11 protein-coding genes are annotated in these 16,776 nt (G+C 58.6%); 9 read left to right on the top strand and 2 right to left on the bottom strand.

The annotated features are described in order from the left end of the window. Window positions 1-138: 138 nt before the first annotated feature. The 9 genes from recO to IRZ31_RS13170 all read left to right on the top strand — a co-directional run bounded on the left by recO (window position 139) and on the right by IRZ31_RS13170 (window position 13,892). Entirely contained in the window at window positions 139-987 is an 849-nt protein-coding gene (recO, locus tag IRZ31_RS13210) for a DNA repair protein RecO (protein WP_297154397.1), read from the top strand. 76 nt (window positions 988-1,063) lie between these two features. Further along, window positions 1,064-2,824, top strand: coding sequence for an MFS transporter (locus IRZ31_RS13205; protein WP_297154395.1), 1,761 nt, complete (start codon window positions 1,064-1,066; stop codon window positions 2,822-2,824). 91 nt (window positions 2,825-2,915) lie between these two features. Beyond that, complete coding sequence (gene hisD / locus IRZ31_RS13200; protein ID WP_297154393.1) at window positions 2,916-4,247, top strand: histidinol dehydrogenase; 1,332 nt, start codon at window positions 2,916-2,918, stop codon at window positions 4,245-4,247. A 497-nt stretch (window positions 4,248-4,744) separates the two neighbouring features. Beyond that, complete coding sequence (locus tag IRZ31_RS13195; RefSeq protein WP_297154391.1) at window positions 4,745-6,454, top strand: serine/threonine-protein kinase; 1,710 nt, start codon at window positions 4,745-4,747, stop codon at window positions 6,452-6,454. A gap of 59 nt (window positions 6,455-6,513) precedes the next feature. Further along, window positions 6,514-9,216 (top strand): protein phosphatase 2C domain-containing protein, encoded by a 2,703-nt coding sequence (locus IRZ31_RS13190; RefSeq protein ID WP_297154389.1) that lies wholly within the window; start codon window positions 6,514-6,516, stop codon window positions 9,214-9,216. A gap of 217 nt (window positions 9,217-9,433) precedes the next feature. Then, window positions 9,434-9,802: an NADH-quinone oxidoreductase subunit A gene (locus IRZ31_RS13185; protein ID WP_228026318.1), complete on the top strand. Its 369-nt coding sequence runs from the start codon at window positions 9,434-9,436 to the stop codon at window positions 9,800-9,802. Then, window positions 9,793-10,518 carry an NADH-quinone oxidoreductase subunit C gene (locus IRZ31_RS13180; RefSeq protein WP_297154387.1) on the top strand — a complete coding sequence of 242 codons (726 nt, stop codon included), beginning with the start codon at window positions 9,793-9,795 and terminating at the stop codon, window positions 10,516-10,518. Before IRZ31_RS13185 ends, IRZ31_RS13180 begins: the two co-directional genes overlap by 10 nt. A 594-nt stretch (window positions 10,519-11,112) precedes the next feature. Next, on the top strand, window positions 11,113-12,264 hold the full coding sequence (locus IRZ31_RS13175; RefSeq protein WP_151727299.1) for an NADH-quinone oxidoreductase subunit D: 1,152 nt from the start codon (window positions 11,113-11,115) through the stop codon (window positions 12,262-12,264). A gap of 230 nt (window positions 12,265-12,494) precedes the next feature. Then, a complete protein-coding gene (locus IRZ31_RS13170) occupies window positions 12,495-13,892 on the top strand; it encodes a complex I subunit 1 family protein (protein ID WP_297154382.1) in 1,398 nt (465 codons plus the stop codon). 321 nt (window positions 13,893-14,213) lie between these two features. On the opposite strand, the gene IRZ31_RS13165 is transcribed toward IRZ31_RS13170, so the two are convergent. Beyond that, entirely contained in the window at window positions 14,214-14,882 is a 669-nt protein-coding gene (locus tag IRZ31_RS13165) for a hypothetical protein (RefSeq protein WP_297154380.1), read from the bottom strand. Between the two features lie 5 nt (window positions 14,883-14,887). After that, window positions 14,888-15,871, bottom strand: coding sequence for a glutamate racemase (murI, locus tag IRZ31_RS13160; protein WP_297154378.1), 984 nt, complete (start codon window positions 15,869-15,871; stop codon window positions 14,888-14,890). Between the last annotated feature and the right edge of the window lie 905 nt (window positions 15,872-16,776).

The following is a 16,776-nucleotide window of genomic DNA, read 5'->3' as shown; positions in this document are numbered from 1 at the left end:
ACGTGGCCAAGTGGTAAGGCAGGGCTCTGCAAAAGCCCGATCAGCGGTTCGAATCCGCTCGTCGCCTCCTCCTCTTCTCTCATGGAAAGGCGTGATGCTAAACAATCACGTCTTTTTTATTGCTAAGGACTCCAGCGCATGCGGCAGCAGCGTAGCTACTCCACAAGAGCGATTGTCCTCAAGCGGATCAACCTCGGTGAGGCAGACCGCATTGTGACCCTCCTTACTCCAACTCATGGCAAAATCCAGGTGGTGGCCAAGGGAGTGCGTCGCCCGACTAGCAAGCTTGCTGGCCATCTAGAACTCCTCTGCCATAGTCAGTTGCAACTGGCTCTCGGGCGTGATCTGGATATTGTGACTCAGGCAGAGGGCCGCGAAAGCTTCCTCGATCTGCGTATGAGCCAGTGGCACATGACCTGCGGTTTCTACCTGGCTGAGCTTGTGGATCGTTTTCTTGAGGAGCATACGCAGCATAGTGGGGTTTACTTTCTCATGCTAGAGATGCTGCGTGCGCTCGATGCCGATGCGGCTCGCTCTCCGAAGGAGGAGTCGATTGACCAGGCGAATGATCCTTTGCATACGCTTTCGCAGTTGCTGCTGCGCTATTTCGAGATCCATCTCTTAAGCCAAGTGGGCTATGAGCCGGCCTTTCGCTCCTGCGCCCATTGTGCTGCCGAACTGCGCCCCGAGCAAAACGGCTTCTCCCCTTCGCTGGGTGGTGCCCTTTGTCCTCGCTGCTCGCGTTTCTGGAGTCGCCCCCTTTCTGTTAAAGCGCTGCACGTGTTGCGCGTCTTGCAGCGCAGTGAATGGCAGGCCGTTCCTCATTGGCGCCTCAGTGCCTCGCTGCTGTTGGAGATCGAGCGAGTGATGCATGATCTCCTCCGATTTCATCTGGAACGCGACTTGAAAACCTGGAGCTTTCTTGAAATGCTGCGCCTGGAGCGAAATCTTGATAGTCCTGCCCTTCCCTCCGTCCAGAATCTGTGATAGAGTGGTGCTCAGGTCAGTCCCTTTGCGGTTATCGTTCGGCTTCTCTGCCTATCTCCCTGCGAGGAGGTTTTCCATGAAACTCTTTGCTCCCTCAGTCAGTGCCGACCTGGGAGCCTCCAGGCGGCGCGCCTCGGGCTATGCGACCTATGCCTTCGTGATCATGTTCTTTATTAATTTCCTCAATTATATGGATCGTTATGTCTTCACAGGAGCCTCCCCTATCATTGGCCAGGAGTTGGGACTGGGCCTTGACCAGCTTGGCTACATTGCCTCGGCCTTTCTTATCGTCTACACGCTAGGGACGCTGCCCTTCGGTATCTGGGCTGATCGCACACGGCGCAAGAATGTGGTAGCGCTCTGTGTGACTATTTGGAGCCTTGCCACGGTCTTTACTGCCCTGGCCAGTAATTTTATCGCCCTCTTCCTGTCTCGCATGGTCTTGGGCGTCGGCGAGGCCGGCTACTATCCGGCGGGCACAGCTTTGCTGAGCGACTACTATAGTCGTAAGAAGCGAGCACAGGTCATGAGTCGCTGGTGGGCAGGCTCGCTGATTGGGCTGATGGTAGGCTTCATCCTCGGTGGCTTCATCGTTGGATTGGGGAAAGGGAGCTGGCGACTCGCTTTTCTTATTTCGGGAATTCCGGGCCTCGTACTTGCCTTGCTGGCCTGGCGTCTGCGCGAGCCGCGTCGCAACCAGGCTGATGAGCAGGAACAGATGGAGGAGGGGCAAGTCGGCGAGCAACAAGAGCTGAAGGAGGGAGACGCAGGCTCTGATCTTGTGCGAGCGCATCTGAAGTCCGTGGTCAGCGCGCTGGTCTATCTGTTGGGGGGCTTCATCGTAGGGGGGATAGTCTGTGGCCTGGTGCTTAAGGACCGGGACTTGATCCTGGCCTTTATCGCCATCGGGCTTGTACTGGTGGGGGCAATTGCCTTGCTGGCCATTGGCGGCCTCTTTCTGGTGCGGCGCTGGCAGGCCAGAATCGCCCAAACCCAGGAGACAGATGCTGAAGTCGGAGAGCAAGAAATCACCCCTCTTGCTGAGGCGGCGCTCGCTGCTCCCTCACCGCCTGCTAATGAAGGGCAGCGACTGCCTTTTTCCTGGCGGCGGCTCGGGCGGGACTTCACTTCCCTGCTGCGTATTCGCAGTCTGGTTGTGCTAACGCTTGTCCAGGTCTTTGCTTTCTATGCCCAAGGAGCAAGTGTCACCTTTTTGCCGGTCTATCTGCATCAGAAAGATGCCCTGGGGCTAACAGTAGGGCAGGCGGCGACGCTCTCGGGCGTAGTAGTGGTCATCGCCGGAATTGCGGGTCTGATCATTGGCGGCTATCTGGCAGATATCCTGAATACCTTCCATCCAGGGGCGCGTATTCTTGTCTGCGGGATTGGCTTTTTGCTCTGTGCTCCGAGCTTCGCCCTGGCGGTAACGGTTCATAGTACTACCGCCTTTATGATCTTTTTCTTTATCACGGCTATGCTCATCTTGCTTTATAATGGACCCTGCACGGCAGCTATTCAGGACACTGTGCCCTCGGCGTTGCGCGCTTCGGCGGTCGCCCTGGCGCTGCTTCTGGCTCACTTGCTAGGCGATGCCTTTGCGCCATCGCTGATTGGAGTTCTGGCTCAGCATTTCGACCCGACACACGGCGGCCATTTCGCTCACGATCTGGCCGGTCAGGACCTGCGCCAGGCGCTGTTGGTGACCTGTGTGCCCATGTTGCTGCTGGCTGGACTGGTTGGGATCTTCGGCGCACGCTGGATGAAGCGCGATGTGGCTGCCGCCCAGCGCGCCGACGCTCTTGCTCAGCTGCCAGGGTCGGGAGCCGCGATGGCCTGAATCAAAGAGAGATTTTCTTCAAGGAACGAACGTCGTGGGGAGATCAACAACAAGCAGAAAACGGAATCTTTTCGTCGGAGTCTGGTAGGTAATGGTGCATTTTTATGAGCTGGCGACAATGGATGCAGCCCAGCGCCGGCGTCTACTGCGCCGTGCCGAGCTGCGCATAGAAGAAGTAACGGAGCGCGTGCGCCCCATCGTAGAGGACGTGCGTACGCGTGGCGATGCCGCTGTCCTGGAGTATACAGCGCGCTTTGATGGTGTTGAGCTGAGCGCGGAGCGCCTGCGTGTGAGCGCCGAGGAGATTGAGCGTGCTCATCGTCAACTCGATAGCCGTATGCGCGCGGCGCTTGAACAGGCCATTCGCAATGTCAAGGTCTTTCATCAGCGACAACTGCCCCATGAGCAGTGGTATACCCAGGTGATGCCGGGGGTCATGGCTGGGGAGCTGGTGACGCCGATCAGTAGTGTGGGCCTCTATGTGCCGCGCGGCAAAGGGGCTTTCCCCTCCGTCATGTACATGCTGGCCGCCCCTGCCAGCATTGCCGGCGTCGCGCGGATCGTTGTCTGTACGCCGCCTGGCCCGGGGGGAGAGATCGACGCTGCCTCTCTGGTGGCCGCCGATCTCTGCGGTGTGCACGAGATCTATCGCGTTGGTGGCGCACAGGCCATTGCAGCACTTGCTTATGGCACTGAGACCATCCCGCGGGTGCATAAGATTACAGGGCCTGGCAGCGGCTATGTCGCTGCCGCTAAGCGGCTGCTCTACGGTGTCGTCGACGTTGGGCTACCTGCTGGACCAAGTGAGGCCATTCTCCTGGCCGACGACAGCGCTGATCCCGAGCTGGTCGCGCGCGATCTTTTGATCGAGGCTGAGCATGGCCCCGATTCCTCCAGCCTGCTGGTCACACCCGCTCGGACCCTGGCAGAGGCAGTCAGGCAGCTTTTGCCGGCCAAAATCGCTGCTCTGCCTGAGTGGCGGCGGGCCTTTTGCCGCGCTGTCCTGGAGGAAGAGAAAGGAACAGGCGGGATCATCCTGACGCGCGATATGGAAGAGGCTGTGGCCTTTATCAACGAGTATGCTCCCGAGCATCTGGAGGTTCAGGTACGTGAGCCATTTGCCCTGCTAACGCACCTGCGCAATGCCGGGGAGATTCTCTTAGGGCCTGCTACTCCTATCTGTCTCGGCAACTATTGCATAGGAACCAACGCCATTCTGCCGACCGGTGGTTTCGCTCACACCTTCTCGGCGACCTCGGTTCACGATTTCCTAAAGCGCACCGGCGTGGCCTATGTGACAGCAACGGGATATCGTGCGTTAGAAGAGACAACGCGGACGCTGGCAGAGTTTGAGGGCTTCCCGGCTCATGCGGCAGCCGTGAGCGAGCGTCCGCTGTCGACGGGGCCAGAAGCAGGGGAGTGAGGTGCAGTCTCAAGGGCTGCGGATAGCTCAGCCTGGCCCGTGCAGGGTGGGCCTGGGTGGCCTGCCGTGCCACGGGGAGGCTGAGCTGTGCTGAGTTCACTTCGAGATAGTACAATAGCTTACTTCCTGTTCAATGAAAATGTGCTATAATGCGCCCAGCACCATGAGCAACGAGCGAGCGTTTTTCCTGGAAAACCAGGAAGCCAGAGCTGGTAGACTGAGGAGGGAGAAGAGGGTCTAGGGAGGAGCAAGCCCGGAAGATAAGATAGCAGCATCATACAGGTGAGAGAAAACGGTGGGGTAAGGGGGAGAAGCGGGCATGAGGGCGTCGCTGTGGATGAGAAAGGGCCAGGAACGAGCCTCTTAAGAGAATTCAAGGGCTGCATTAAGAAGCGGTGTAAGGAAAGATGGCTAGCAATCACTCTGATCCCAGAGAAGTCGTGTCTGCCGGGAATGCAGCAACACCTTCAAGTTGGCAAGGAGAGAGCGGACCCCGGTTGCCTCCGCCGCCAGAGGCACCAGCGGCGGTTGGAGCTGGTAGTGTGACGCCGGCGAGTGTCGGATCGCCAGCAGCGGGGGCTGGGGTCATGCGCCTCAGCCCGGGGGTCTTGCTGTCAAATGGACGCTATAAGATTGAGCACCTGGTGGCGGCGGGTGGTATGGGAGCTGTGTATCGCGCGATCGATCTGCGCTTTGAGCGTCCTTGTGCAGTCAAAGAAATGCTGGACGATTTTCAGAGCGAGGTCGAGCGGAACCAGGCGGTCGAGTGGTTCAAACGAGAGGCAACCCTGTTGCTTGATTTGAATCATCCCTGTATCCCGCGCGTACGCGACTTCTTTGTGGAAGAGGGGCGCCATTATCTGGTGATGGACTTCATCGAAGGGCGCACGCTGGCCAAAGTGCTGGAGGAGGAGGGGAATGTCGCGGGAGTCAACGGGGCGCGGGGTGTACCCGAGGCGCGTGCCAGGAGCTGGGCGCAGCAGATCTGCAATGTTTTGAGCTACCTGCATCGCCAAAATCCGCCGATTATCTTCCGTGACCTGAAGCCTTCGAACATCATGGTCACGGACCGCGATGAGATCAAGCTGATAGACTTTGGGATTGCGCGTACCTTCCAGTCGCAGCGCCAGGCTACGATCATTATGACCATTGGCTATGCGCCGCCGGAGCAGCTGCATGGGATGCCGGAGCCACGCAGCGACATTTATGCGTTGGGGGCAACATTGCATCGTCTCCTGACGCATCACGATGCGGCCAACAATAGGCCGACGATCTTCTCATTCCCACCGTTAAGAAGCTTGCGCCCCGATGTCTCGCCCGAGTTCGAGCAAGTCATCATGAAGGCGCTTTCGCCCAATGTAGAGCAGCGTTGGTCGAGCGCTGCGGAGATGGAACGGGCGATTTTGAGCCTGCCGCCGATCAAGATTGTGCCGCCGTTGACGAGCAGCGTGCCGCCAACAGTAGCAGCCTCGCCTGCAACGCCGCGGCAGGTGGCCCTGCCAGTCGGTGGTACCACCGGCCCAGCCGGGCAATTCATTCTCACGGCGCAGGCCCAGCTGCAGGCCGGGCGCGTCGAGGCAGCCTATGCTGCTGTCCAGCAGGCTTATGCTCTGGAGCCAAACAATGCCCTGGTCCATAAGATCTTTGGGCAGGTTTTTGCGCGTCGCCAGCCGCCTGATCCCCAACGAGCGATTCAAGCCTACAACCGTTCAGTCCAGCTCAATCCCAATGATGCTGAGACGCATAAGCTGGTTGGCGATGTCTACCATTTTATTCTCATGCGCCCTGGCGATGCCGTTACGGCCTACACTCAGTCTCTGCGTCTAAATCCCAACGATTTCGAAGCCCATCAGCGCCTTGCGCAGTGCTACGAGCGGTTGAATCAGCTGGAGCCTGCTCTGCGAGAGTTTCAAGAGGCTCTGCGACTGGCGCCCAAAGTTCCGACTCTGCTCGCAGCTTTGCACTATGAGATTGGCCAACTGGCCTGGCGACTCAATCAGCTGTCGCTAGCGGAGCGGAGCTTTGTACAGGTCCTGATTATTAATCCCGCTGATCATCAGACGCGCTTCCTCCTGAGCCAGGTCTATGAGCGGGAGAACAAGCTCGGTGATGCCCTGCGTGAGTGCCGCTATGTTGTTGGGGCTATGCCCACCAATCAGGCGGCTCAGGCCATGTTACAGCGCCTGCAAGCCAGGTTAGGACGATGAGAAACTATTTGCTCCTTCGGCGCATTTCGTCAGCTTTGGATGTAAGGGAGAAAGTGCCGATGAGTACGTATCAGCTGTCTTCCGCGGAAAGGAAAAACATCGGCCTGCTATCAACTGGACTTGGCCCCTTGCTTGGCGCGCTTCTCATCGCCTTACAGCTCCTGTGGCCTGTTGCTGCAGTCGCTGCTCCGGGAGGCGGGGGTGTCGACGTCGGGAAAAGTCAGGTGCTTGACCTTGTAGGGGCAGCAGTGGTACGTTTGCTGGTGACCTATAGTTCCAGCCATGCGAGCAGCGGTCAGCTGCCCCTCATGCATACCTCGGAGGGAAGTGTGTCCGAGGAGCCGGTGCCGCTGAGTCTACCTGGCACTCAGTGCACAGGCTTAGGAGTACTTGTCAGAAGCTGGCAGCCGCGGGGAGCAGATGACCTGAACGCGTGGGTCTTAACCGACGGAGATCTGGTGAGCAGGCAGCGCCTCTGTGGCAATAGCGGCAGCACCGGCAACCTCCCAGATCAATTGACCTCGATTGATATCTATAGCAGCTCGACCGGGCTGGGAACCCTGTTAACTCACATTACCTGCGCTGGCTCTCCGCTGAGCTGCTCGAATCGGGGCCAGTTGCTCCCAAACGGTGGCAGTAGTTGCCCGATAGAGCTGAGCAGTTGCGCCCATGCTCTGGTGCTTGTCCCTTTCCATAGCGCCTATATGCTACCTTATGCAGACCTGGCATCGCTATCCTCGATGGGGCAGGGGGCGACCTTTGGGCTGGAGCTTACTGATGCCAGCGGTACCCCGCCGACTCAAGCCAGCCAGGCGCCGAACTTTCTCATCCCCGAGCTGGTCGGGGGGCAGGAGCGACCTGTAAACACTGCCACCTCGACCCCTGGTGAGCTACAGGAGGCGGGTATGCCAATCATCAACCAGGCTGGCCAGGTAGTCGGCTTGCAGCTTCTCAGCGGCGAGGCCAGTGACGCCAGTCAAGTGGATGTTCTGCTACGTGGTTTCAACCTGCTAGCGGCGCCGACTAATCCGCTCCTCGCTCACTGGCGAAGCGGCATTCAGGACTATTATCGTAGCCAGTATCAGCAGGCCAAAGCAGAGTTTCAGCAAGTCCTCGCCCTCAGCCAGAACCAGCTCCGTGGAGCCCAGCAATTCCTGCAGCTGATTAATCAGCGTCTGCAGACTCAAGCAACTGGCCAGGCACAGCCTCAAGGAGCAGGCAGCGAGGGCAGCTTCGCGGGCCTCCCGCTCCTTGTCTGGGGGGGCCTAGTTGGTTTACTGCTTCTGGTCCTGATTCTGCTCTTCATCACCCTCACGGTGGGGCGCGTCAAGAGGCGCAAGGAGCTGGAGCGCTTCCGCAAAGAAGAGGAGGAAGCCAAGCGCCAGGCGGATCTAGAAGCGGAGCGTCAGCGTCAACGAGCCAGGACCTTCCAGGCGCAGCCGCAAGCGGTGGCCCCTCCTGCGAGGCTACAGCAGAGTCCGATGGAGAGGGATGAAAGGACAGCGGCATCGACGACAACAGCTGGACCCGGTACCGTGCTGCACTGTCCGCGCTGTAAGCAACAGGTCAGTCGAGGAGTTGAATATTGTCCCTCATGTGGGGTTTTGCTTTCTCCTTCGACCTCGGGCCTGCGTCTTCGCGCGCTCGTGCCGCCGGAGGAAGCAGCTCCTCAGCCGGCGCCACCGATGCCAGGACCAGATATGCCGGCGGCGAATGAGACGCAAGCAGCAGCTTTCTCTGCGTCTCCACCTTCTGCTCAAGCCGCCCCATCGCCCTCGCTCAGCGATCAGCCCACATTTGTCTTGCCGCCGCTCAGCGAGCAACCGACGCAAGCGATCATGGCCCCCGCTGCAGCGAGGTCAGAGGGCAAAACCCAAGTCATAAGAGGAAGACAGCGGATGAGGAGCCTTCAGCTGGTGGTTGGTCATCGCACTGATCCAGGCATCAAGCGACGTCATAAGCCGAATGAGGACAGCTTGCTTGCCATTCTTGGAGGGAGGCAACTCGGGGGGCAAGTGCAGCCCTGGGGCCTCTTTGTCGTGGCCGATGGTATGGGGGGCCATGCCAATGGGCAGGATGCCAGCCGCCTGGCCATTCAAACCATCGTCGACTATGTGCTGCCTTCGCTGCTACGCGAGCATGAGCTGAGCAACAACGACTACCAGCGTCTCCTGGTAGAGGGAGTGCAGTCGGCCAATCAGACCCTCCATGAGCAGAACCTGCGTGAGCATGCTGATATGGGAACCACCATGACCACGGCACTGATTATCGGCTCTGTCGCCTATGTTGCCAATGTAGGCGATAGTCGCACCTATCTGTATCGAGAAGGCAGGGGCCTCAAGAAGGTGACGCAGGATCATTCGGTCGTTGCCAGTCTGGTGGAAGCAGGCATTATCAAGCCCGAGGATATCTATACCCATCCGAAGCGCAACCAAATCTATCGGAGCCTGGGAGAGAAACCGATGGTCGAGGTTGACCCTTTCCGTGAGGAATTACTGCCTGGCGATAAGCTCTTGCTCTGCTCCGATGGTCTCTGGGATATGACTCGTGATCCCCATATCGAGGCCGTGCTGCGCAAACCTGCTGATCCTCAGCAGCTCGTTGACGATCTGGTGCAGCTTGCGCTCGACGGTGGTGGCGAGGATAACATTTCCGTCATCGTGGTGCAGCTCGTCGAAAGCACACGAGCAAAGAGCGTGTCCAGCCTACAGGTTCTTGCTCAACCTGATCAGTTTGCTCTCCCTACCTTGCCGCAGAGCTGACTTCACAGCAGCAGAGGCGATCAGTTGCAACAGAGGCACGCCAGGAGAGAGAAGCATGCTCCTGGCGCTTGCTTTTTGATAGTGGCCCTCCTGGGTCAGAGAGGGTGAAGTCAGTCGGTCTGTTTGTCGCCTGTTCAACCCTGTGCTATAATCTTTGCAGCATCTTCTGACCCTCTTTTCCTTCGTAAAGAAGGGTCTGACAGCTGGAGGAAGGCGTGTGTCACTAACTACCAGTACTGGGTATCTTTATGCCGCGATTCTGCTGGCCGCTGGTTTCACCTTTGTCTTGATCACAATGACGGTCGCGAATCTGCTGGCTCCCAGACGCAGGACCCCTGAGAAGCTGCAGACCTATGAGTCGGGCGAAGTGCCGATCGGTTCGGCCTGGGTCCAGTATCCGCTGGGATTCTATATCTTTGCCTTGCTCTTCGTTGCCTTCGATGTCGATATTGTCTTTATTATCACCTGGGCTGTCCTCTTCAAAAGCCTGAGTATCTTTGGCTTTTTTGAGATACTCTTCTTTATTATTGTGCTCGCGCTCGGTCTGGTCTATGCCTGGCGCAAGGGAGTGATCCGATGGATATAGTACCGCGTGTTTCGCCGATTCCGAGCGCCGCCGACTACAGTGACGAGCTAGCCGAGCTTACGCGTGACCTGGCGCCGCTGGCGCAGATCACCGGTCAGCCGGTGGCGCCGCGGGTGATGAAAGGCAATTATCTGGGCATCGAGGTCGATCGGGCCCAGCTGGTTGCCGTCTGTCGCTTTCTCCGGGATCAGCTTGGCTTTGACCTGCTCAGCTGCATCTCCGGGGTCGACATGCTTGACCACCTGGAAACGGTCTATCATGTGCGTTCGACCACCCGCGGCTCGCTCTTGCAGGTCAAAGTGCGCCTGGATGCCGAGAACCCGGAGGTGGATAGCGTAGTTTCGGTCTGGCCAACGGCCAACTGGCTGGAGCGAGAGACCTATGATCTGTTCGGCATCCGTTTTACGGGACATCCCGATCTGCGACGCATGCTGCTCGATGACGACTTTGAGGGGTACCCACTGCGCAAGAGCTTCCATCAGGTGCCTCTGACAGTCAAGCCGCCGGCAACAACGCAGGTTGATCCCAATATGGCGGTCGCTGGCCAGTATCAGCAGCGTGGGGTCGAGCATGTGGTGCAGAAGAAGTTTGGTCAGGGCAAGCTAGAGCGACTGCATCCAGGGACACCGACCTTTGGCCATGCTTCCCATGCTCACGAGCACGAAGAGGAAGAAGGAGAAGCGCGTTCAGGTTCGACGGAGGGCCAGACTCGCTGATGGCCAGCAGCAGGGGGAGCAGCAAAGGAACCAGAACCAGAGCCTCAGCGAAGGCCGGCAGACGCCCTGAGCGTGCTGAGCTACCACAAGGGCGGGAGCCAGAACCAAGGGTGCGACCACTTGCTGCCCGCTCAGCGTCCGAATTACGTAGCTTGCTCTGGTCTCTCTTTCTGGCGCTGGCCTTCTGGTGCCTGGCGATCATCTTTTATGTGAGCTTGCAGCGAGATCCGAACCGCGTACTCTACGCTGCAATGGCAGCGCTTCTGGCGCTGCTCTGGACTGTCAACTTCAGTTTTCGTCTCTCCAGGAGGCGACAGCGCTGAGATGCATGCCCAGTGGCTACCTGAGCCAGGATTCGCCTCGCCCGCCATTCTGGTCAGGTTGCTGCCCTACCTGTCAATCGGTCAGCCAGCTAGCCAGCTAGCAGCGAGAAGACAAGAGTAAAGTTCATCCTGCCTCAGCGGCTGGAGAGCCGTGCCGAGGTACAGGTACAGCACAGTCAGTGGTCCGTCACGCATGCTTGCCTGCTGCGGACATTGAACACTGACTACCTCTACTACCTGCTGAGTGAGACCAAAGAGCTGCGAGGAAGCTATGGCGACCAATCAAGGTGTAAATAGACCTCCCCTCGAAGGGGTAGCGCCCGGCGAGCTGCGCTCCGAGGAGATGATCCTCAACATGGGGCCGCAGCATCCAAGTACTCACGGGGTTCTACGCCTCGTTCTCACCCTGGAGGGTGAGACAGTGGTGGATTGTACGCCGGTGATTGGCTACCTCCACCGTGGCATTGAAAAGATTCTGGAGAATCGCACGGTGATGGCCGGCATTCGCTATATGGACAATGCCGACTATCTCTCACCGATGCTCAACGAGACCGCCTATGTGGGGGCGGTCGAGCAGTTGATGGGCATTGAGCCACCGCGCCGTGCCCAATATATTCGCCTGATCACCAATGAGCTGCAGCGCATCGCCAGCCATCTGGTGGCCATCGGCACCTATCTGCTCGATCTGGGCGCCTTTACGCCAATTCTATGGACCTTCCGCGATCGCGAGGGAATTCTCTCGCTCTTCGAAGCCCTGGGAGGAAGCCGCTTTAATGTCAACTATATGCGCGTGGGCGGCGTCCTGCATGATTTTCCCAAGGGCTGGCTCCAGCAATGTGAAGCCTGGTGCAATCAGTTCGAGAAGAATCTGCAAGAGCTAGAGACCCTGATCACGGGAAATGAGATTTTCGAAGCGCGCACTCAGGGCGTCGGTTATGTTGATCCCCAGCAAGCCATTGCCTATGGACTGACCGGTCCGATGCTGCGCGCCAGTGGCGTGAATTGGGACCTGCGGGTCAATCGCCCCTATATGGCCTATCGGGAAATCAAGGTCAATCCCCAGGTGCGCCAAGAGGGCGACTGCTATGCGCGCTATCGGGTGCGGATGCAGGAGATGGCTGAGAGCCTGCGCCTGGTGCGGGTGGCAATGGATCAGCTTCCGGGTGGCCCGATCTCAACGCGGACGCCGATTGCGCTCCGTCCGCCGCGCGGAGAAACCTACTTTGCCATTGAGAGCAGCAAGGGTGAGCTGGGAATCTACTTTATCAGCGATGGCAGTGAGTATCCGTGGCGAGCCAAGATCCGTGGACCTTCCTTTGTGAACCTGCAGATCCTGCCCGAATTGCTGCGCGGTCATAAGATGAGCGATGTCGTGGCCATTCTGGGAAGCCTGGATATTGTGCTGGGAGAGGTCGATCGTTAACGCGCTCGGTCAAGGCCACAAGCTGCGCCTCCCGCCAGAACAGGGTCGCTGGCTCTGTGAATACGTGCAGGCTCCGGACCGGGCAGCCGCTCCTTTCCATCAGCGGTGACCACGGCTGGTAGCCTGCTATGAAAAGCAAAAGAGTAGACAGAGATGTCGAGCAGAGAGGCGGGCGCGCATGGCTTGCCCGTGGGCGCTCTGATGCAAGGTAAGAGAGTGGAGTGTATCCTATGTCCGGTGGAGTTGTATTAGCCGAAGTCTGGTGGGAGCAGCTCCTCCACGGCATCCTTTCCTGGGAGTTTCTTGAGTTCGTGGTGGTGTTTGTTTCCATCTTTGGCTTCGTGATGACAAGTGCAGTGATTCTGATCCTGGCCGAGCGCAAAGTCATGGCCTGGATGCAGGATCGCTATGGCCCGCTGCACACGGGACCGTGGGGCCTGTTGCAAACAGTGGCTGACGTGGGCAAATTGCTGCTCAAAGAAGATATTCATGCCGGTAAAATCGATAAGGCTATTTTTATCCTGGCCCCTTCGGTTTTCCTCGCCCCAGTGATTGCCTCGTTCGCCGTGCTGCCGTTCTCGCCCTATATCAGCCTGCCAGGGGCACCGTTGGCGACAGGTATTGTCTACTTGATCGCCATGAGTTCGCTGGATGTGGTGGGTGTGGTCATGGCGGGCTGGGGCTCTAACAATAAGTATGCCCTCATCGGAGGACTGCGCTCCGCGGCTCAGATGATCTCTTACGAGCTGCCGCTGGTTCTCTCTTTGGTCAGCATTGTGATGCTGACCAGCATCCTGAGCGACAACGGCCTCGGCACTATTGCTATCAAGGATATTATGAATTTCCAGATGGCGCAGAGCTGGCCAGGCAAGGGCAACCCAGTCTGGGACTTCATCTTCGAGGGTTTCACTCCCTGGGCCTGGTTTATTCTGGTGCAGCCGTTGCTCGTTTTGATCTACTATACCTGTGGACTTGCCGAGACGAACCGCTCACCTTTTGATCTGCCAGAGGCTGAGTCAGAGCTGGTGGCGGGCTATCTCACTGAGTACAGTGGCATGCGCTGGGCGCTCTTCTACCTGGGTGAGTATGGCAATATGACGATCGTCTCGGCGATCACCGCCATGCTCTTCCTCGGTGGCTGGTCGGGTCCGGGGGTGGCCTTCCTGACGGCGCCTGGTATGGCCATCGGCTGGCAAGTCCTGGGCAACCTGCTTGCGCTCGTCTACTTTATCCTCAAGATCTACCTGCTCTGCGGAGTGTTCATTTGGGTGCGGACCACGCTGCCGCGCCTGCGCGCCGATCAGCTGATGCAGTTTGCCTGGCTGATCCTGATCCCCACGACCCTGGTCAACATCGTCCTTACTGGCGCGCTCTATCTGGTCCTGAACGCCCTTGGAGTCTCGAACGTAGTCTTCCTGGTGGTCCTGGGGGTTGTCAACTGGCTGATGCTCTTTGGCTTCTTCTGGGTGGTAAGCCGGGCGACGACGGCCTCGACGCGACGTGCAGTGGCCCCGGCTATTCGGGCCCGCCAGCGCCTGGCGACCCTTGCGCCGCCTTCCGCGGCCCCACGTCTACCTGAGCCAGAGCGAGCCGGTGTGACCGGTGCCGGCGCCGGCACCGGCAGGTGAAGATGGTAATGAGTAGGATATCAGCGAGATGGCGAAGGCCGGGGCCGGCGGGCAGAGCGATGGCTAATCAATGGTGGCCGTTGCTCTGCTCTATCGCTGTCCCTGCTGCGGCACGCTGATATCTCTCCAAGGAAGCATGATCATGAAGAGGGGGCAGGAAGCTGCCAGAGCCAGCAGCGGCTGGACAGAGTTCCTGCCCCCCTTATTGCGGTCCAGGTCCTTGCCGGTTTTCTTCCGTCTCTGCAGCGCCTTCCCTTCCCGTTCCTATGCTGAATAGAGAGCCGCTCAGCACAGACCGCGAGACCTGCGAGCGGCTGGTAGCTAGAGTCCCCGCAGCTTGAGGATGACGGTGGTGAGCAGGATACTCAAGAGAGCACCGAGCGTTACCTGCGCCACTGTATGCCGGCGCAGGACCACTCTGGACCAGCTTACCAGGATGAGTAGCAGGAAGAGCGGCAGCATCACCGAGCCATACATGGCGGTCAGCAGGGTTGCGGCACTGGCCATCGAAGAGGCGTGGACGCTGATTTTCCACCAGAGTGTGATGAAGAGCATCACGATGCCGCTGGCGATCGTGATGATCAGCAGCGTCGTCAAATTATAAGGTCCGTGGAGGGTCTGCAAGACAAAGAGACCGACGGTGGCCGAAGAGATGGAGAACAGATAAGGACCCATGCGCTCAGAGCGGCGCGTGATTTCCAGATCGGAGAGCCGACCGGTGTGGACGCCGATGGCGATATAGAGCAGGGGCCCCAGACTCAGGAAAAAAAGAGTGATAAAGGCGCAGGCCAGAGCATGGCGCGGGTCTGAGCTATGGTAAAGCGCGACCAGTGTTACCAGCGGCAACGAGATAGAAAAAGGCGCAAGAACGTTGGAAACGTGGCGTGCGATCCGTAGGCGTAAAGACTCACTATCAGTCATATCAAATTCACCAAGTTGAAGGCCGGCGGCATCTTCTTTGGGCAGCTGAGTCAGACGGCGGCTGTTCATCGCAATCACTCTTTCTCTTCTTCGTGAGCGGCGCTAATAGTTAGCTGGGCGAGCTGGCTGGCCTGGTGTACCACAACAGGATAGCCCAGAATTCTAGAGGCGATCTGGCGGAAGGAGGTGGGGTCACCGCTGCACCATACTTCCAGTCTGCCGTTGGGGTCCTGGCCTCGTTGATTGGCCGAGGGCTTCAGCAGCGCGGCGGCTTCCAGCACGGAGCGCGTTCGGCGAGCAATAGCCGCTCCGCTGTCGATGACCTGAACGTTGCTACCGGCCACGCGCTCGATCACCGGGCGTAGAGCCGGGAAATGGGTGCATCCCAACACCAGCACATCGATATCCTTGCTGAGTACGGGCCTCAGAGCCTGGTGCACGACCTCCTCCGCTGTCGGCGTATCCAGCTCACCACGCTCGACGAGGGTTACCAGCTCAGAGCAGCCGTGGCTATAGGTCTCAATCCCGCGAGCAAAGTCGGCAATTAACTGTTGCAGGTAGGGCGAGCGTGCTGCTTGATTCGTCGCGATGATACCAATGCGCCCCTTGCGTGTCAGGCGTGCTGCTGGCTTCACAGCAGGTACTACTCCGACGAACGGCACGGGGAAGGTGGCGCGCAAGGTGGCCAGGGCCGCTTGTGAGGCGGCATTGCAGGCGACAACGATCAGTTTCACTCCACGTTCTACCAGGAAGCGACTGATCTCCAGCACCAGCTGGGTGATCTCAGCCTCACTGCGCAGGCCATAAGGGCAGTGAGCGGTATCGCCGACGTAGATGTAGTCCTCGTCGGGTAGCTCTTGCCGCAGGGCGCTGAGAATGGTCAATCCACCAGCCCCCGAGTCAAACACTCCGATGGGGGCGCTGGCCTGGCCGGCTCCAGGGACCTGCAGAGTCGGCAGCTGTGATGGCTGGGACTCGACCGCCTGCTGGAGATGGGCGCTTTGGATACTACCGCTCAATGACGCATCATATAATTTTTTATAATCACTATTATACATAACGCTACTGTAGAACCACCAGCATAGTGATAGCGTAGAAAAGCACGTGCCCTGATGGCGAGCGCCTGGCATAATCCCGAAGGCGAGCGGCCCCGATAGAGGCGGGCGAAGAGGCATCAGGGCCTCTTCGTTAGAATACTCCACTGTCCCACAGTGCAGGCAACCCATCCATCCATCGGCATTGCTGCTACTCAGCTTCAGAGCCGCATTGACTCAGCCAGGCTGACCTTGGCCAACGACACCGGGTATCTCTGACAGGGATTGGCCTGAAAGCCAGGAGTAGCTCGTCGGCTTGTCTGATTGCCCATTCCCGGTTCTCCGCTCTCCTCCAGTAGCCAGGTAGGCTCAACAAAGGACGACCTTCGCTTCTGCAGAGGAGGCCAGCGTGTGGCGTCAGCGCCAGAGCAGAGATCGCCTTGCTCATGGTGAGCGGAGCGCAGGGTTGCAACTGCAGCCAGAAGTATACACGTTGCATACCGCCACCAGCCCGGTCGGTACGCTACGGGCCTCACGCGATCCCTGCGGAGGCTGCAGATCCCGGTCGTATCAGTCAGGTACTCTTTATAAAACGATCCAGACAAGAGATCGACCACACTGGCCCCACCTGTCCCACTCCTGAAAAAAGCCTGATGGCTAAAGACTGAGCTACGGCGGGGAAAGAGAAGGTCGGGCCACAAGCACGCCCAGGGATACTTGCCAGGCAGGCCGGATTCTAACGCTTCTCTAACACTCTTCCTATGCTCCTCTAATGCTTTTCCTACGCAGCTCTAATGAGGGGTGTGGCATACTCAAAGCAGGCTCAGGTGTTGCTTGGACAGCAAGGAGAGGCGAGGACCCATGTACGCAGCGAGCAATCGGTCACAAGGGAACGCTGGTCAGAGTGCTCAGCGGGCGCCGCAACCGCA

Origin of the sequence: Thermogemmatispora sp., from assembly GCF_019683635.1 — a bacterium.
In the GTDB taxonomy this organism is placed as follows: Bacteria; Chloroflexota; Ktedonobacteria; order Ktedonobacterales; family Ktedonobacteraceae; genus Thermogemmatispora.
This window is presented reverse-complemented; position numbering and strand designations above follow the sequence as displayed.